Origin of the sequence: Paraburkholderia fungorum (assembly GCF_902833645.1) — a bacterium.
In the GTDB taxonomy this organism is placed as follows: Bacteria; Pseudomonadota; Gammaproteobacteria; order Burkholderiales; family Burkholderiaceae; genus Paraburkholderia; species Paraburkholderia fungorum.
The window spans coordinates 235,614-252,606 of record NZ_CADFGE010000002.1; the positions used below are offsets into that span (position 1 = coordinate 235,614).

Consider the following 16,993-nt stretch of genomic DNA (forward strand, 5'->3'; position numbering starts at 1 on the left):
GCGGAATGCGATGGCCTACCGCTTCACGCCGTACAGGTCTCAGGCAGAGCGCGTGGAGAGACGCTCCACACTTAGCCATCGGGCGATGCGTTTCAGTGCATGGCGCACGCGGCCACGTAGATGCGCCTGTCGCATATGGCGCCAGAAACGGTCCGGCACAAAATCCGCGAAACGTGCTTCTCGTTCCAGCAATGCCTTACCACCTGGCAAGTGGACAAACGAACAGCAGCGAAACCAGCGCACGTCCCGATAGTTATTGCCGGGCCAATGGCGGCCCACCGCCTGATAGGCGCCCACTTCGATCAGGCCCTGCCCCTCGTCGGCCAGGATGTTGAGCGCCGCCGAAATGAACGCTTCGTCGCCGTGATGTCCGAGCCGCTCGATTTCGCTGATATAGCGGGTGTAGCTGGCGCGAGCGCGCGGCACCAGCCGGCGCAATGCAGCGGGCGTCGCCATCAAAAACTCGCCGCCGTACCAGCGCGGATTTTTGAGCCGCCTGTCCGCGACGATTTCCAGGTCGGCGACAACGCGTTCGCTGCCGTACGGCGGAAATACCTGATCCGAAATATCGAAGGCGCCGAGCCCTGCTTCAGCGCAGCGCCCGATCAGATCGCGCGAGAGCGGCTGCAGCGCGACCATGTCGGCGTCGAGCAGCAACAGCATCGTGTCGGCTGGCAGCCAGCCGGCTATCTGATCCATCAGATCCAGCTTGAAATGCGCGGCGTAAAACGGCGTGTTTTTCGGCAACTCCATCGTCGCCTTCAGGGTCATCAGTGCGGGCCGGCGCTCGGGCGTCACCTTGTCGAGCCGGGGCGCGACCAGTGCCGGCGCATTGGTCACGATGGTCAGCTTCGGCATGCCGACCTGCCGCAAGCTGTTGTTCAGGCAGATCGCCTGACTCACGTACGACAGCGGATCGCGATTCCTCGAGTTGGGCCCCGGATTCGCATCGACATCCACATACACCAGCGTGCAAGGAAAAAGATTCACGTTGTTCCTCACCATGTGTGAGAGACGGTTCGCTTTTTCCAGCGCTGCCGTAATCGTTCGCGGATTGATCCACAGGCCGCATCGGGCGGCAAGCCAGAAGCCCGCGCGAGGTGGTGCGAGAGCCGTCGTGCCGCGGCTCGCGCCCTGGGGGCGTCACGCTCGAGCCGGGTGATGATCCGCGGCGATGGAATCGGATGAACCGGGCCGCGGCTATCAGGTATGAGCTATCGTTTCACGTCCTTGCATCCCCTTTCCGCCAAAAGCCAGCGAGACGCAACGCGGGCGCCGTCAATCGGCTTTCGGGAGGTCGAAAATACGCGCAGCGATCCGGTGTTTTGACATTTGCGTGAATAACTTACTTGGGTGCAGCAGTTGGGTGCATTAGCTGGGGCGCTTTAGCTGGGCAGATTGGCCAACGCCGCGCGACCTTCGCATCAGCTTTCGGCCACGCTGCTGTCTTCCCCCTCGCGCATGCCGTGCGAGATGAGCAAACGGTACAGTGTGGTGCGTGAAATGCCGAGTTCGCGCGCGGCGTCGCCGAGCCGCCCGCGATGGCGCAGCAGCGCGAGTTCGATGGCCTGGCGTTCCGCCGTCTCGCGCGCCTGGGCGAGCGTCACGGGCACGACTTCGACGTAGTTGGAGAGTTCGAGGTCGTCCGCGCCAATCGTTCGCCCTTCCGACATCACAATCGCGCGGCGCACCCGGTTAATCAGTTCCCGCACATTGCCGGGCCAGTCGTATTGATGCATTGCTGCGATCGCGTCCGGCGAAAAACCGTACACCCGCCGGCTCGCATCCTTCCGGTAGCGGTCCAGCGTGTACAGCGCGAGCAGTTCGATGTCTTTGCCGCGCGCGCGCAGCGGTGGCTCGTCGATTCTCAGCACGCACAAGCGGTGGTACAGATCCGCGCGGAAACGCCCGTCGCTAATCGCGGCCTCCATATCGACGTGGGTAGCGGAAATGATGCGCACGTCGACATCGATGGAGTCGATGCCGCCCAGGCGGTCGATCGTGTTTTGCTGCAGGAAACGCAGCAGGCTTGCCTGACTTTCGAGCGGCAGGTCGCCGATTTCGTCGAGAAACAGCGTGCCGCCGTGAGCGGCCTCGACGCGCCCTATTTTGCGTTGACTCGCGCCCGTGAACGCGCCGCGCTCGTAGCCGAACAACTCGGACTGCAGCAGATGCGGCGGTATCGCGCCGCAGTTGATGGCAACGAACGGCTCGTTACGGCGGGGCGAACGCGCATGAATCGCCGCCGCGGTCAGCTCCTTGCCGGTACCGGATTCACCGTAAACGAAGACGGACGCGTCGGTCGTCGCGACCTTGCGGATCGAGCGGAATAGCGCGAGCATGGCATCGCAACTGCCGATCATCTCGCCTTCCGCCATCGACGTATCGACGAACGCGGGTTCGCCGAGCGCGATCATGCCGCAGGCATGGCCGACGGTATCGACAATCCTGGCGTGCGCGGCAGGGAGTGTCACATAATCGAAGCAGTAGTCGCGCACCAGTCGGCGCACGGCGTGCGCATCGAGTTCCGGCGTCGCGGTCATTGCCACCCAGCCGACGTTCGGCATTGCCAGGCAGCCTTCCAGCGCGGCAATGTCGTGAACGTCGAACACGCTCGACAGATCGACCAGTCCGGCCGCCAGCGAGCCATCGTCCACGGCGCGCCGCACGTCTCGAACCGAGCCGATCACCTCGACCTCCCAATCGCGTTCCTCGAAGCTCGCCAATAGTTCTGGCGAAGCGTCGCGCGTGAATAGATGACACGCCGCGTCATGGCCTTCATTGTCTGCATTGTTTTTGGTTTTCCCGCAGAGCCTGCTCTGAGACGCGTTGTGCCCAGACCTGCGTCACTGCGTTGTTCTTGTTGCCCTGCCGATCATACGCGGCCTCCGTGGCACCGCAATGCGCCCTGACGATATTTGAAGATTCGCTTCGGAACACACGCCGGTCGTGTCGGCCAGGCACATCATCGCCGAACCGATCACGCCATTGAATCGACACCTAGTGCCTCAACTTCCTGAAAAATTTGCGAATCTCGGTTGCGAGCAGATCCGGTTTCTCCATCGCGGCAAAATGGCCGCCGGCCGGCATGTCGCTCCATTGCACCACGTTGAAGGTCCGCTCGAGCCACGTGCGTGGCGGCTGATTGATTTCCTTCGGAAAGCAGGCGAATCCTACCGGCGGCACGACGCGAGCCCCATCGGCGAAACGCATCGGCTGCAGCCGGTTTTCCCAGTACATCTGCATCGACGAGCCGATACTCTGGGTGTACCAGTAAAGCGAAATATTGGTGAGCAGCTCGTCTTTCGAAAACACCCGCTCGACGTCGCCGTCGCAATCGCTCCATGCGCGAAACTTCTCGCCGATCCATGCGGCGAGCCCCACCGGCGAATCGTTCAGCGCCGCCGCCGCGGTCTGCGGTTTCGTGCCGTGCATATGCGCATAGCCGCCTTCGAGCGCGGCCCATTCGTTCTTGTGCCGCAGATAGGCTTCCTCCGCTGGCGTGAGCGGTGTTTGCGCGGCGCCGCTTGCGGGCTCATACGAGCTCGGCAGGAAGTTGAGATGAATGCCATCGACGCGTTCATGATGCCTTGCCGCGAGCGCGATCGAGACACCCGCGCCCAGGTCGCCGCCCTGGGCGCCAAAGCGTTCATAACCGAGACCCCGCATCAGCGAGGCCCACAGGTCCGCCACCTGAACCGCGGATGTTCCGGCCTCTGTCGGAGCCTGCGAGAACCCGAAGCCGGGCAGCGATGGGACGACGACGTCAAACGCATCGGCCGGATCGCAGCCGAAGGCGGCCGGGTCGCACAGGCGGTCGAGCAACGCGTGGAACTCGAAAAACGATCCGGGCCAGCCATGCGTGACGACGAGCGGATAGCACGCTGGGCCAACCCCGCGCCGATGCACGAAGTGCACGCGCTGTCCGTCGACCTCCGCGAGAAATTGCGGCAGCCGATTCAGCTTGCGCTCGGCTTCGCGCCAATCGAAACGCTCGGCCCAGTACTGCGCGAGTTCGCGTAGCCACGCGGAATCGGCGCCTTGCTGCCACGCGGGCGATGGCGTCGCCGGGGCCCAGCGGGTTGCGCGAATACGCCGGCGAAGATCATCTATGTCGGCGTCAGGCACGGCAATCTGAAACGGCTCTATCTGCATGTCAGTTCATCCGGCACAGCGTGTGGGGGAATAACGGGCGCTTCACATTCGACCTTCGTCGTGCTGGCCACGTCCACCCGGCGGCAGCGAAGGCACAAAGCGGGCACGGCAATCCGCATGGTACACAATGAGCGGCCTCGGAGCATGAGGGCGGGACCGCTTCGTCGGCGAGAACAGAAAAGCCCGCAAAATGCGGGCTTTTCTGCTTACCTCTGCACCGGCCGGTTAGAAACGGTGACGGATACCCACCATGCCGACCACCTGCGAAGTGCCGCAGGTGCAGTTGCCCGCACAACGCTTCAAGGACGCGGCGCGAGGGTCAGGCTCGGCGCGCCGCCGGGTCCGGCCGGGTCCGGATTGCCGAACGCGGGCAGAGCACCGTCGGCACGGGCACGGGCGATTTCCGCACGCACCTGTGCACGTGTTATCGCCCCGCCTTCTGAATTCGCCGACGTGCCGGCGGCGGGCGTGAGTTGCGGCGCCGATTGCGCCGATTGCGCCGATTGCGCCGATTGCGCCGATTGCGCCGATTGTGCCGATTGTGCCGATGCGGCTTGCGCGGTTAGCTCGGCTCGCGGTACGGACTGCGCAGTTGACGCTGGCACGGTCGGCTTCGAGTCAGCCGGCGCGTCGGCCACGTTAGAGACTTCCGCCACCCCAGCGGGAACTGAGGGTAATGCGCGTCCAGTCGCAGGAGCGTCAACGGGACTCGCTGCCCCGCTCAACACGCTGCCCGCGCCAGCAGTAGTCACCGCTGTTTCTGGAACCCGCCGGGTCTTCGCATAGCTTGCGGGCACGCGCTTCGGCTGTTCGCGCGTCGCCACGTGACCCTCACTAGAACGGACCGTGTTGCTGGAAGACAGCGACGCAGCGTGAGCCGGTTTGATCCCTTGCCGCGTCGGCTGGCGCACCTGCACGGCGGCCTGCGCTTGCTGTGCCTGCTCCATGCGTGCCGCGACTTCTCTTTGCAGCGCGCGAACCTGATCGTCGCCCCGATGTGCCGGCCGTACCGCGTCCAGTTGCGCTTGCGCGGCAGCCAGATCGTTGCGCTGCAGACTATGGCGCGCCGCGTCGAGATTCCCGGCGATAGCTGCCGCCGAGCCGCCGGATGTCAGGACGGGTCCCGAACTTACCGAACCGCTGTTCGTGCCGCCGCCTGCGTCGCGAGCCAAAGTGTTTCCGTGCTCGAGACCCAGGTCATCCGCCGGCAGCCAGTTTTTATCCGACTGCGAAATATAAGCCGCGATCCCGAGCGTGCCGACAATCAGGCTCGTGAGAACGATCTTGCTGGGTTCACTAATCATGACGTCTCCCCTCGAATCGTGGACGTACGCGTGCGCGTTCGCGGTATCGCAAACGTGCCCGAATTCATCGGAGGGTTCGTAGCGAATTAATCGATGCCGCCGCAACGACCGCAAGTTCGGGCCGGTACAGGCACGTACGAACAGGAGTGCAAGCTGGATGCGTGCTATGTGCTATTTATAGCCACCAAACGTCGATCTGTCCGCATGTGTCTGGCGTGTTGTCCGAAAAAGCCAGCTTGCTGGCCAGCCATTTCCAGGACGATTGTTTGAACTGCGAAGCAATCAGCAGCGAATTTGAATTCAGCGTTTGAATCCGGCGCATGCGGGGAGCCCGGTACAGGCCTACACGAGCGGCCCTTCCGCCTGCTTGCCACGCACCGCAACCACAATCGAGCTGCCGACAATCAAGGCAATGCCGAGCAGCGACATGCTGCCGATCGTCTCGCCCCACGCGACATAACCGAATAACGCGGCCCATACGATGCTGGTGTAGTTATACGGCGCGAGCGCACCGGCGTCGGCCTGGCGGAATGCCATCGTCATCAGCAGCTGCCCGGCGGTGGCAAATCCGCCCAGCAGGGCCATCACCGCGAGCGCCTGAAGCGATGGCGTGCGCCACGCGAAAAATAGCGACGCTCCGGTGACGATCGTGCCGATCACCGTGAAATACAGCACCGTGGTGCGCGAATCGTCGGTGGCACGAATCCGCTTGATCTGAATGATCGACAACGCGCCGCAAAATGCGCTCGCAATCAGCAGGACCGGGCCGAGCCAACTCGAATGCGAACCGTCCGGCCGCACCACGAAAAGTACGCCGATAAAACCGATCGCGGCGGCGAGCGCATCGCGTGGCTTGAGCGTCTCCTTCAGAATAAGCGGCGCCAGAACGATCACCAGCAAAGTCTCCGAGTAGACGATCGCCACCGCCTCGCTGAGCGGCACATAAGGCAGTCCGGCAAAGAACAATCCTGAAGCGCCGAGCAAGGTCAGCGCGCGCACGGTCTGCCCCCGCACATCCATATGCCTGAGACGCTCGATGAGCGGTTTGCCGCGCAGGCAAACCGCGATGGCAGGCAGCAGGCCGAATAGCATCCGGAAAAAGGTCACTTCATTGGCCGGATAGGCGAGCGCCACCGACTTCGCCAGCGCATCGACCAGCGCGAAGCAGAACATCGAGACGAGGATCAGCGCAATGCTGCGCAGCGGCACGGCGGTGTTCCGGACTGCAGTGATGGGCGGCATGAGTTTTCCTGACGGCGCACCCGGCGGTGCACCGCCTGGATTGCACCCCAATGAAAGGGTTGTGTAATCGGAAAACGGATTATGCCTGCCGCGCCTCCTTTGCGCCGCCGGCATCGGCTGCACCCTCGCCTGACACCCTGCCCCCGCGTCTACGCCATTCCGGGTAAGTACCGATACAGGTCTGGCCAACTAATAATATTATTCATATCGATTTCCGCACTCATAGGAGCCAGACCAACTGTCAGAGGCCCTATGCGAGTTTAATAATAATTATGACCATCAATTAAGCGGGGACATCAGGAGATACAGGTGCGCAATTACTTTGTGCTGGCAACGCTCGCCATGCTGGGCGCTTGCGGCGGCAATGATGGTTCGCCGGACGTCGCCGCGTCGGCGAACAGGCAGATCGCGGCAGTCGATTCCTCAGCAGCGTCGGCGGCAGCCGCGGCCTCGGCAGCGGCGCTGGCGGATACGGCCAACGTGGAAGCCGAGTTCAGGGCGGCGAAGACCATCCCCCTCGGAATGAAGACAACGACGCCGCCGCTCGTGATCGCCGACCCCACCCTCAACCTTCCGCCGTACACGCCACCACCCCCGCCCACACCGGTTTCCACCACGACCCTCAACTTCGGCGACTTCACGAGTTACCTCGCGCCGGGGTCGACCCAAGGCTGGCAGCCCGGCACGAGCAGTTCGACCATCACGATTCCGCCGCCGGCCACCAACGGCACAGGCGCCGGCGACAAAACGGTTGCGCTCGCCAGCACCTATGCCACCGCGTCTTACGAAGCGGATGTGACAGTCAGCGCGCCGGTGGGCAGCGGCGCGGCGAACGCCGGTTTTATCGTCCGCACGACGAACCCCACCGCAGGCGGCCCGGATAGCCTGACCGGTTATTACATCGGCCTCGATACGGGTTCGCACGTGCTGCAGGTCGGCCGGGAAAACAACAACTGGACGAGCTTTATCGCGTACCCGATGAGCACGATCGTGGGCGGCAGCACGCACCACCTGAAAGTCACGACGAGCGGCACGGCCATCACCGTCGATCTCGACCAGCAGCGCGTGATCAGCGTCAACGACGCCACCAACGCGCTCCCCGCGGCCTTCCAGTCGGGCAGTTTCGGGCTGCGGCGCTTCGGCGTCGGCGCGAGCTTCAGCAACATCACGATCCGCACCTATCCGACCGTTACGTCGCCCCGCTTCGATTTCTCGAAAGTGGTCGGCGCGGTCTACACGCCGTCCAACGCGGTGAACGCGATCGATTTCTGGGAGAACTACGACCCCGAGATCGTCAATCGCGAGCTGACGTATGCGCAGACATACGGCATGAACACGATTGCCGTGTATCTGCACTACCTCGTGTGGGCGAACGATCGCGTCGCATTCCTTAGCAAGTTCGAAAACCTGCTGAAGATCGCCGCGCGGCATGGCATCAAGGTCTCGCCGATCTTCTACGACGACTGCTGGAACCCGACGCCCGCGTATGGCCCGCAACCCGCGCCGATCTGGGGCGTGCATAACAGCCAGTGGGTGCAGTCGCCAGGCACGCCGGTCGAGCAGGCGTACTTCCAGCCTACAGCGGCCAATGCCGGCACCACGTATAAGGCGAGTCTCGCGAGCTACATCACCGACTTCGTCGCACCGCACCGCAACGACCCGCGCATCATTTTCTGGGAGCCGATGAACGAACCGGGTTGCAGCGGCAACGGTTCGTTGCAGCAAACCCGCGCCGTGATGATGAACGACGCGCGCATCGCAATTCTGAATGCCGGTGCGACGCAGCCGATCAATTCGCCCCAGGTGCAGGAGGACGAAGGCACGTATTTCTCGGACTTTTATGCGTTCCATCCGTACAACAACCCGTACACGGGACCGGTGAACGGCAGCAATGTCAGCGCCTTGAATTCCGAAACGCTGCAGCGCGGCTTCCCCGGCACGACGGGACAGACGATGCCGGGCATTGTGTCGAACTATGGCGGCACGACGGGTTTCGTCGTGTGGGAACTGATGATTGGCCGCACCAATACGCGCTTCCACTGGGGTCAGGTGCCGAGCGCGCCCGCCACCGTCGAACCGGCCACGCCCTTCCAGGGGACGATCTATCCGGATGGCCACCCGTGGCAGACGTCGGAGGTCCAGGCCTTGACGGGCGGATTCGATGTGAAGCTGCCGGTGCTGCAAGTCGGCTACTACAACGATCCGACTTTCAACAGCGCGCCGGTCAAGACCTCGGTCACGCCGTTGATCGACTTCGACCTGAATACCGAGCGCGGCACCGATTCGCCTGATGCCTCCGCGGGCGTCAACGCGACCGGTTATGGCGTGCGGTGGACCGGCGCAATCGAGGCCGCCAGAACCGGGCTCTACACGTTCTCGATTAATAGCGACAACGTTGCGCGCCTGTGGATCAACGGGGTGCGGGTCATCGACAAGAAGACCTCGGCGCTGGCCACCGTGAGCGGCACCACCTGGCTCACCGCGAAGCAGCGCGCCTCGATCAAGGTGGAGTATGTGCACGGGTCGGGCCCGGCGAGCATGCACCTGTCGTGGTCGAGCCCAATGGCGAAGAACCCGGGGGCACTGAGGATCGTGCCGTCGGACTCGCTCGTGACATCGAACTAACGGAGCGATCGTTGCGCCAGTCGGCAGCGCCGCAGCCCAGCAACAACTGCCGACTGGTGGTGTCGTCAATCCGCGGGTTCAGCCGTTACCGCCGTGCCACAGCGTGAGCTTGTTCACCACGACCAGCACACCCGGCACGGTTCGGGCGATCTGCTCCGCCTGCCGGATCTGCTCGGCGCTATGCACCGTGCCGCTCAAGATCACCGCGCCGTCCCGTGCGCGCACGAATACGCCCGCCACATTGAAGCCTGGGGCCTTGTCGAGTGCTCGCCGGACTGCTATCGCCAGATTGTCATCGGACTGCGACCCGGTTTTACCGCTTGTCGTTGCGGGCGGCACGCCGGCGTTCGCCGTCCCATCACCGGTTTGCACGCAGGCCGAAAACGCCGCCGTCATGCAGACGGCTGCCAACAGACCGGGTACTCGTTTGCGGTTCACGTGGATGTCCGGTGGAAATGCGCGGCCTTGCCTCGAAACACTGTATAAAAACACAGTATAATAGCCTTTACGGATGGCCCCATTGCTTCGTGTGCGGGCTATTGCTCCCCAAGGTTTGAATCATGGTGTTCCAGCCAGGCCTGTTTGCCCCCGAACCCTTATCCCTCGTCAATGACGCGGAAGGCGGAATTCGATATTTACCTGATTCGATCCCCGCAATTGCCGCGCAACAGTGGTTCGAGCAGTTACTTGAAAATATCGGCTGGGTGAGCCAGCAGCGCATGATGTACGACCGGGAAGTGGCGGTGCCGCGCCTGCTCGCCACCTTCGCCCGCGAAGCCGAAGATCTGCCTGCGCCGCTTGGCGAAGCATTCGAGGCCGTACGCGCGCTGTTGGGCGCGCCATTCAATCGCGTCGGCCTGAATCTCTATCGCGACGGCAACGACAGCGTCGCGCTCCATGGCGACAAAACCGAAAAGCTGTTACCGGGCCAGCCGATTGCCATCGTCTCGCTCGGCGCGTGCCGCCGTATGTCGATCCGGCCAAAGGCGGGTTCCGGCCGGATCGTGCATGTGCAGTTGGAGCCAGGCAGTTGCATCGTCATGAGCTACGCCTCGCAGTTCACCCATGAGCACGGCATTCCCAAACTGGCGGGCGTGACCGAGCCGCGTATCAGCCTCGCGTTTCGCTGCTATGCGGCTTGAGGCCGACTGAGCCTGCCGCTAACCGAGCTTCGCGAGCAACGCCTTGGCCGCCGCTTCCGACGAAGCGGGATTTTGCCCCGTAATCAGATTGCCCGCGATCACCACGTGCGACTGCCAGTCCGGCCCCTTCGAATAACGTCCGCCATGTTTCTTCAACATGTCTTCCACGAGGAAAGGCACGACGTCGGTAAGACCGACCGCCGCTTCTTCGGAATTGGAAAAACCGGTAACCGGTTTGTCACGCACGAGCGGCGCTTGATCCGCCAGCTTCGTATGGCGTAGCGCAGCGGGCGCGTGGCATACGGCGCCGACCGGTTTTCCGGCGGCATAGAGCGTTTCGATCAGCGCAATCGAGTGCGGGTCTTCCGCGAGATCCCATAACGGTCCGTGGCCGCCGGGATAGAACACCGCGTCGTAGTCCGCGGCCGACACGGTGGAAAGTTTTACGGTACTCGCCAACGCGGCTTGCGCGTCCTTGTCCTTGCCGAACCGGCGCGTCGCATCGGTCTGCGCATCGGGATCGTCGCTCTTCGGGTCGAGCGGCGGCTGGCCGCCTTTGGGCGAAGCAAGCGTCATCTCGACGCCGGCATCCTTGAACACGTAATACGGCGCGGCAAACTCTTCCAGCCAGAAACCAGTCTTCCGGCCGGTATTGCCGAGTTGGTCGTGTGAAGTCAGCACCACCAGGATTTTCATGGAAACCTCGCGAGTCAGTTCAATTCGCGTGGCGCGGCACCGTGCAACGGGATCGCCGGCGCCGCGCGTTCTGGCAGTATAGGCGGCTATCCGACGCGCAGAAGCATCCCGCTCAAACTAGACGGCGTAAATTTCCGTGTTGTCCACTAAAGGCAGAAACTGTCCTGTACGCCCGTCGAGCGCGAGCATCGTGCCGCTTTCGATATCGAAGATCCAGCCGTGCAGCCGCACCGTTCTGTTTGCCAGCCCCACGGCCACGGAGGGATGCGTGCGAATGTTCGCGAGTTGAGCTATCACGTTATCCTTGACCAGCGCTTCGAGACGCTCGGTGTCCGATGCGTAGGTTCGTGACGCGTTGATCGCTTTCGCGGCGTCGGCGTGACGCAACCAGCCTGCCACTGCTGGCAGATGGTCGAGGTTCTTGCACGTGCAGATTGCCGTCATTGCGCCGCAATTGGAGTGACCGCAAATCACGATGTCCCGCACGCCGAGTACCGCCACTGCATATTCGACCGTGGCCGATACCCCGCCCGGCTCGGGACCGTATGACGGCACGATGTTGCCCGCGTTGCGAATGACGAACAGCGCGCCCGGCTCCACCTGGGTCAGTAATTCGGGGACGACCCGGCTATCCGAGCAGGTCACGAACAACGTCTTCGGACTTTGCGCGGTCGATAAGCGCTTGAACAAGGCGCTTTGCTGCGGGAAGACTTCACGTTGGAAGCGGATGAGCCCTTCGATGATTTCTTTCACGATTTTCTCCGGATAGTCAAAGCCTTAGCCTGCCGGAACTGCGGCAAAGGTCCAAGGCGTGTCTGCGATCGGTTCGCGGGACTATACCGCAGTCGCGGTTGCCATTTCATCCGGCGGCAAGCAAGCCGCAAACAAAAAAACCCCGGCTGTTACCAGCCGGGGCCAACTCTCTCGTCCGCACACCGGAAACCGTGCGGGCATGAATACTGTATCTGCGCAGACGCAGCGGATATACACGTGACTCTGGAAGAGTCCTTTCCACCGGTCGTCTCCGCTCTACATCGCTCTCCACTACTCGCCGGCTGCGCGGCGAAAACCCGAACGCGTTGCGCTAATGCGCGCTGCCACATTGCTGCATCGCCAGACGGCAACACGCACCGACACGCATAAGCGCAACACAACCAGGTCAGTCAATCCGCGCCGCGTTTCCGGCAAAGCTCACGATTTAACGGCTGTACATCGCATTCCAGTCCGCGGCAGATACCGCCGGACGGCCGCTTTGCGACGATCCCGCAACGCTGCCACCGTAGCCGCTCATGTCGCCATTGCGGGCGGCAATTCGTGCCTCCGCAGCCTGAATCGCTTCAGGATAATGCGCCTGGTCGCCGTCACCGACGTGATACCCGGCCTGCTGGAGTTGAATCAGTTCGGCACGCACCTGCTCGCGGGTGATGCGGGAATTCGATTGCGCAAAAACGGTGGCCGAAGCGGCAAGCGAAGCAACGATAACGACGGCCTGGATCAAAGACTTCATGATAAAAACAACCTCCGATAGTTAAGGGTGGGCGGTCTGTCGAGTCATACTCGTTGTGACCGCTGAACCCAATATAGGCGCCGCTTCCTCACGGAGTAACGGGCGCTCATCGAAGGGATTGTTGTTGAATCTGGAGAAATCAGCCGGTGCGCCGGCGAAAAGCAATCAGGGCGGGCCCGGCACAAAGATGCCGGACCCGCCCTGCCGTGTCAGGATTCGGGCCGCTCAGGCCTCAGTTGAAATCCCCGGTTTCGAGTTCCACTGACCGTCCCCCGTTTTTTTCGAGAACACGCCGCGTAGCATTTTCAATCCGCGCGCGATTGGCCTCGAAGGTCCCGACCAGATCGTGGGCCGACGGTCCCTCGTTGCCGAAATGGTTATTCAGCGCGTCCAGCGACACGCTGCACCAGACGTCGGCTCCATCGACATTGGCTTCGAAGGCGACGCGCGCCGCTGCCACCACTTCACGGCGTCCGGTGAATTCGATCCTCATAATGACCCTCCATTTGGTGAAAGTAATGCCGACGCCGCAATGGCCATGCCAAGCCGATCCGGTGCCACTTCAATACCGGCCTGACCCGCGCCGCCGCTAGCCGCGTTCAGCACACATTCTCCGCAAGGTGCATACTCGAGATCGGCCGCCTTCGGGCGGCCGCGCTTATGCGTCGCGGCATGCGTGTTGCCTGTTGTGCCGTCAGACGCTTCCAACATCCTAATACTACCGCCCCCATGTCCCGCAGCCCGCAATCGTCGCGTCGTTTAGTCATTGCCGCCGTCATGGCTTCAATGGCAATGGTCGCCATTGAAGCCACCATCGTTTCCACCGCCATGCCGCAGATCGTCGCGCAACTCGGCGATCTGCATCTCTATAGCTGGGTCTTCTCGTCGTTCCTGCTAACGCAAACCGCAATGACCGTGGTATTCGGCAAGCTTGCCGATCTGTACGGACGCAAGCCGGTCATGCTCGCCGGCATCGCGATCTTTCTGCTCGGCTCGGTGATGGCCGGCTTCGCGTGGTCGATGCCCGCGATGATCGTGTTCCGTCTGATCCAGGGGGTCGGCGCGGGCGCGATCCAGCCGGTCACGCTCACCATCGTCGCCGATCTCTATCCGGCGCGCGAGCGCGGCAAGGTGCAGGGTTATCTCGCCAGCGTGTGGGCGATTTCCGCGGTGGTCGGGCCCATGGTGGGCGGCTTCATCATTCACAATCTGTCGTGGGCATGGATCTTCTGGATGAACGTGCCGATCGGACTTGCTTCGGCAGCCGGCTTCATTGCGTTCCTGCGCGAATCGGAGCGGCATGCGCGGCCGTCGATCGATTTCGCGGGCGCGGCGCTGTTCATGGCGGCGATCGCGGCGCTGATGATGGCGCTCACCTATGCGGGCGACGACGACCTCGTCAAAGCCTCGCTCGCCGGTGGCGCATTCATGCTGTGCCTGCTGTTGTTCGTGTTCCAGGAACGCCGCGCGGTCGAGCCGATGATCTCGTTCGCGCTCTGGAGCCGGCGGCCGATTGCGGCGTGCAATGCCGCCACCGTGCTGGCCGGCATGATCCTGATGGGCGCCACCACCTTCCTGCCGATGTATGTTCAAGGCGTGCTGCACCGTTCGCCCGTGGTCGCGGGTCTTGCGCTCACGATGATGATGGTGGGCTGGCCGGCGGGCGCGACGCTCGCGGCGAAGTCATTTCACCGCATCGGCTTGCGGCGCATTCTGATCGGCGGCAGCGCTTTCGTGCCGCTCGGCGCGGTGTTGCTGCTGTTCCTGCAGCCTGGCGGCTCACCGCTCATCGCGGCGTTCGGCTCGCTCATCATGGGCTTCGGCATGGGTACGTCGAGCGTCAGTTCGCTCGTGCTGATCCAGGAGATCGTCAAGATGGACGAACGCGGCAGCGCGACCGCATCGAATCTTTTTTCGCGCAATCTCGGCAGCACGCTGGGCGCGACCTTGTTCGGCGCGGTCCTTAACTTCGGGCTCAGCCACTCGAAGAATGTGGCCGTGGTCACCTCCGACCAGTTGAAAGCGCTGCTGCAGAATCAGGTGACGAGTCTCGCCGACAGCGACATGATCCGCATGGTGCTGCATCAGTCGTTGCACCTGACTTTTATCTCGATCTTCGCGATTGCGATTTTTGTGGTCGTGCTGCTCGGCTTCGTGCCGCCCATCTCCATCGGGCCGACCAAGCAGATTCCGCTTGAAGCGTTGTCGCCGCTCGAGGATTGAGCGCCGCCGCGTGATATGTGGCGCTACGCGCCGCTCGCCGGCAACGCGGCGGCGAAGAAATCGATCGCCCGCTGGGCCGTTTGTGCGTGTACAGCATCCCGATCGACACCCGGATTGTCCTTGCAGATAGTCGCAAGGCGATCCATTACACCGGGCAGGCAGGTGTCGAGAAAGGTGTAGTGCGACGCGCCCGGCACCATCGTGACGCTTGCCTTCGGCAGCAAACCCGCGATGCGGTGAATGTTGGTGTCCAACGGCGCGGTCACGTCGGCCTCGCCCGCGAGCAGCGAGACGGGAATGTCGACGTCCGCGAACGAGTGGCTATCGAATGCCTCGCCTAGCGCCGGCGCGATTGCAAAGACCGCCTTGACGCGCGGGTCGCGGTACGAGTCGCCGGCGCGGTCCCGCGACGCCTTCGTTTCCGGCGAAAGCGTGGCGAGTGTCAACGCTGGGGCCTGAGGGTCGTCGTGGATTCTGGCGGCTTCCGGCGGATGACAGATCGCATCGGCCTGCGGCCCGGAGCAGAAACGCTCGAAGGCCGGTAAATCGGTTCGCGCGCCGGCCAGTTCGAGAACCGTGTAGCCACCGAGCGAGAAACCCACCGCGCCGATCCGGTCACGATCGACATGCGGGCCCAGCATCGGATCGGCAAGGACACCGTCCAGCACTTCGCTCGCGTCCGTGGCGCGCTCCCACCAGAGCATGAAGCCGTCGCGCGTCATCTGCTCCAACGCGTTGTTACCGGGATGATTCGCGCCCGCCACGATATAGCCCTGGGCCGCGAGCGCCGAGGCCAGCCAGTCGAGACTGTCCGCGCTACCGCCGGTGCCGTGCGACAGCACGAGCAGCGGATACTTCGCTCGCGCGCCCGACAGCGGGGCATCCACGACGGCCGGGTGCCCATGAAACAGCGGACGTCCTGGTGCGCCAAGATCATGGGCGAGTTCCGGGCTCGCCGGATCGGCCGGATACCAGATGGTCGTCACCAGCGCCTGGGTCCGGGCCCCGCGCCAGTTACGCGCCGCGGCCGGGTGCAACACACGCGCGGCCTCCCCCACATGCCAGGCGGGCGGATCGGCCGGCGCAGCGGCGTCTGCCCACAGGAAGGCCGCCGAACACGCGATGGCGGCACAGCAGAAACGAAACATGACTAATCCTTGCGAATGGGGATCATCAGATCCGTGACGCACGCATGCTGCAACCCGGCAATCGCCGGGTTCCGGTACACCTCGAGCAACGGACGGTTGTCGCGTGCATAGCCGCTTTGCGGCAGCCAGCCGCGGTAGAGCGCATGGAAGGTCGGTGCGATCAGCGCATACGGGCCGACCAGCCGATGGACCGCGTACAGGCCGCCCTCCACGCGCATAGGCTCGATTGCCTCGCCCGCTTCCAGCACATCATGAAGCGACGCGACAAGGCCCGCGTGATAGTGGAAACCGGCAGGCTGCGCCGGATCGCGCGTACAGACGCCGATACGCTGATCCTCAAGCGCGTTCGCGCCACAGCCGAGCCGCTCCATCAGCGAGCGAAAGGTTTGTCCGATCGTCGCCACCGGCCCTTCGTGGCGAAGGCACAGAAGATCGAGCGGCGCGATCTCGGTGAGTTCAACCGACGGCAGAGCCGACACCCGGCTTTCAGCCGCGTGTTCGCTGCCGGCCCCGTTTGCCTCATTGTCCCGGCGCCCTCTGGACGGCGTGGCCAGTCGCTTCTGCCGCGCCTTGAATTCGCTCGGCGTCACCCCGGTGAAACCGCGAAACGCGCGCGCAAAAGCCTGCGGACTGTTGTACCCGGCATCGTGCGCGACCATCGTGACCAAAGCCGCGGCATTGGTCAGCCGTTGCGCGGCCTGGGCGAGCCGCAGGCGCTGCACGGTCTCGACCACGCTTTCGCCGGTTAGCGCGCGATAGATCCGATGGAAGTGATAAGGCGACAGATGCGCCACCGCGGCAAGACTCTCGAGCGTATGCGGCGCGCCGGGTTCCACCAGAATCGCCTCGATTACGCGGGCGATCCGTCGACGATAATCGCGTTCGGTGCTGGGCTTCATCATGGCGCTAGGATAGCGGTCTCATGGACGGAAGACGGTGCAGAACTTGCGG

Annotated in this window: 14 protein-coding genes and 1 pseudogene; 3 read left to right on the top strand and 12 right to left on the bottom strand. The window is 63.2% G+C overall.

Features of this window, described 5'->3' with window-relative positions; genetic code table 11:
- Positions 1–39 precede the first annotated feature (39 nt).
- From HWX91_RS07770 to HWX91_RS07790, 5 genes and pseudogenes are all read right to left on the bottom strand, one after another.
- Entirely contained in the window at positions 40–990 is a 951-nt protein-coding gene (locus HWX91_RS07770; protein ID WP_028194569.1) for a hypothetical protein, read from the bottom strand.
- 434 nt (positions 991–1,424) lie between these two features.
- A pseudogene (locus HWX91_RS07775) lies at positions 1,425–2,782 on the bottom strand (sigma-54 dependent transcriptional regulator).
- Between the two features lie 218 nt (positions 2,783–3,000).
- Positions 3,001–4,155 carry an epoxide hydrolase family protein gene (locus HWX91_RS07780; protein ID WP_028194570.1) on the bottom strand — a complete coding sequence of 385 codons (1,155 nt, stop codon included), beginning with the start codon at positions 4,153–4,155 and terminating at the stop codon, positions 3,001–3,003.
- A 299-nt stretch (positions 4,156–4,454) separates the two neighbouring features.
- Positions 4,455–5,459: a hypothetical protein gene (locus HWX91_RS07785; RefSeq protein WP_028194571.1), complete on the bottom strand. Its 1,005-nt coding sequence runs from the start codon at positions 5,457–5,459 to the stop codon at positions 4,455–4,457.
- 342 nt (positions 5,460–5,801) lie between these two features.
- Positions 5,802–6,701, bottom strand: coding sequence for a DMT family transporter (locus HWX91_RS07790; protein ID WP_028194572.1), 900 nt, complete (start codon positions 6,699–6,701; stop codon positions 5,802–5,804).
- Positions 6,702–7,010: 309 nt separating this feature from the next.
- Between HWX91_RS07790 and HWX91_RS07795 the strand changes: the two genes are divergently transcribed.
- Positions 7,011–9,326, top strand: a complete 2,316-nt coding sequence (locus HWX91_RS07795) for a PA14 domain-containing protein (RefSeq protein ID WP_244144022.1) — start codon at positions 7,011–7,013, stop codon at positions 9,324–9,326.
- A gap of 78 nt (positions 9,327–9,404) precedes the next feature.
- Here the strand turns inward: HWX91_RS07795 and HWX91_RS07800 are convergent, their stop codons facing one another.
- Complete coding sequence (locus tag HWX91_RS07800; RefSeq protein WP_244144023.1) at positions 9,405–9,764, bottom strand: BON domain-containing protein; 360 nt, start codon at positions 9,762–9,764, stop codon at positions 9,405–9,407.
- Positions 9,765–9,886: 122 nt separating this feature from the next.
- Between HWX91_RS07800 and HWX91_RS07805 the strand changes: the two genes are divergently transcribed.
- Positions 9,887–10,468: an alpha-ketoglutarate-dependent dioxygenase AlkB family protein gene (locus HWX91_RS07805; protein ID WP_028194575.1), complete on the top strand. Its 582-nt coding sequence runs from the start codon at positions 9,887–9,889 to the stop codon at positions 10,466–10,468.
- An 18-nt stretch (positions 10,469–10,486) separates the two neighbouring features.
- Here the strand turns inward: HWX91_RS07805 and HWX91_RS07810 are convergent, their stop codons facing one another.
- The 4 genes from HWX91_RS07810 to HWX91_RS07825 form a co-directional block, all read right to left on the bottom strand.
- Positions 10,487–11,164, bottom strand: coding sequence for a type 1 glutamine amidotransferase domain-containing protein (locus HWX91_RS07810; protein ID WP_028194576.1), 678 nt, complete (start codon positions 11,162–11,164; stop codon positions 10,487–10,489).
- Between the two features lie 117 nt (positions 11,165–11,281).
- The gene (locus HWX91_RS07815; protein WP_028194577.1) at positions 11,282–11,917 is read right to left on the bottom strand and encodes a carbonic anhydrase; all 636 of its coding nucleotides are present in this window, start codon (positions 11,915–11,917) and stop codon (positions 11,282–11,284) included.
- 445 nt (positions 11,918–12,362) lie between these two features.
- Entirely contained in the window at positions 12,363–12,671 is a 309-nt protein-coding gene (locus tag HWX91_RS07820; RefSeq protein WP_028194578.1) for a DUF4148 domain-containing protein, read from the bottom strand.
- 232 nt (positions 12,672–12,903) lie between these two features.
- Positions 12,904–13,164 (bottom strand): DUF1488 family protein, encoded by a 261-nt coding sequence (locus HWX91_RS07825; protein ID WP_028194579.1) that lies wholly within the window; start codon positions 13,162–13,164, stop codon positions 12,904–12,906.
- Positions 13,165–13,400: 236 nt separating this feature from the next.
- Between HWX91_RS07825 and HWX91_RS07830 the strand changes: the two genes are divergently transcribed.
- Positions 13,401–14,894 carry an MDR family MFS transporter gene (locus HWX91_RS07830; RefSeq protein ID WP_028194580.1) on the top strand — a complete coding sequence of 498 codons (1,494 nt, stop codon included), beginning with the start codon at positions 13,401–13,403 and terminating at the stop codon, positions 14,892–14,894.
- 23 nt (positions 14,895–14,917) lie between these two features.
- On the opposite strand, the gene HWX91_RS07835 is transcribed toward HWX91_RS07830, so the two are convergent.
- Both HWX91_RS07835 and HWX91_RS07840 read right to left on the bottom strand, forming a co-directional pair.
- Positions 14,918–16,042, bottom strand: a complete 1,125-nt coding sequence (locus HWX91_RS07835; RefSeq protein WP_028194581.1) for an alpha/beta hydrolase family protein — start codon at positions 16,040–16,042, stop codon at positions 14,918–14,920.
- A gap of 2 nt (positions 16,043–16,044) precedes the next feature.
- Entirely contained in the window at positions 16,045–16,944 is a 900-nt protein-coding gene (locus HWX91_RS07840) for an AraC family transcriptional regulator (RefSeq protein WP_375792427.1), read from the bottom strand.
- Positions 16,945–16,993: the final 49 nt, after the last annotated feature.

What these genes read in the sequence shown, in the direction of transcription:
- HWX91_RS07780 (WP_028194570.1), bottom strand. Translation starts at nt 4,155, where the DNA reads ATGCAGATAGAGCCGTTTCAGATTGCCGTGCCTGACGCCGACATAGAT.
- HWX91_RS07785 (WP_028194571.1), bottom strand. Translation starts at nt 5,459, where the DNA reads ATGATTAGTGAACCCAGCAAGATCGTTCTCACGAGCCTGATTGTCGGC.
- HWX91_RS07790 (WP_028194572.1), bottom strand. Translation starts at nt 6,701, where the DNA reads ATGCCGCCCATCACTGCAGTCCGGAACACCGCCGTGCCGCTGCGCAGC.
- HWX91_RS07805 (WP_028194575.1), top strand. Translation starts at nt 9,887, where the DNA reads ATGGTGTTCCAGCCAGGCCTGTTTGCCCCCGAACCCTTATCCCTCGTC.
- HWX91_RS07810 (WP_028194576.1), bottom strand. Translation starts at nt 11,164, where the DNA reads ATGAAAATCCTGGTGGTGCTGACTTCACACGACCAACTCGGCAATACC.
- HWX91_RS07820 (WP_028194578.1), bottom strand. Translation starts at nt 12,671, where the DNA reads ATGAAGTCTTTGATCCAGGCCGTCGTTATCGTTGCTTCGCTTGCCGCT.
- HWX91_RS07825 (WP_028194579.1), bottom strand. Translation starts at nt 13,164, where the DNA reads ATGAGGATCGAATTCACCGGACGCCGTGAAGTGGTGGCAGCGGCGCGC.
- HWX91_RS07830 (WP_028194580.1), top strand. Translation starts at nt 13,401, where the DNA reads ATGTCCCGCAGCCCGCAATCGTCGCGTCGTTTAGTCATTGCCGCCGTC.
- HWX91_RS07835 (WP_028194581.1), bottom strand. Translation starts at nt 16,042, where the DNA reads ATGTTTCGTTTCTGCTGTGCCGCCATCGCGTGTTCGGCGGCCTTCCTG.
- HWX91_RS07840 (WP_375792427.1), bottom strand. Translation starts at nt 16,944, where the DNA reads ATGATGAAGCCCAGCACCGAACGCGATTATCGTCGACGGATCGCCCGC.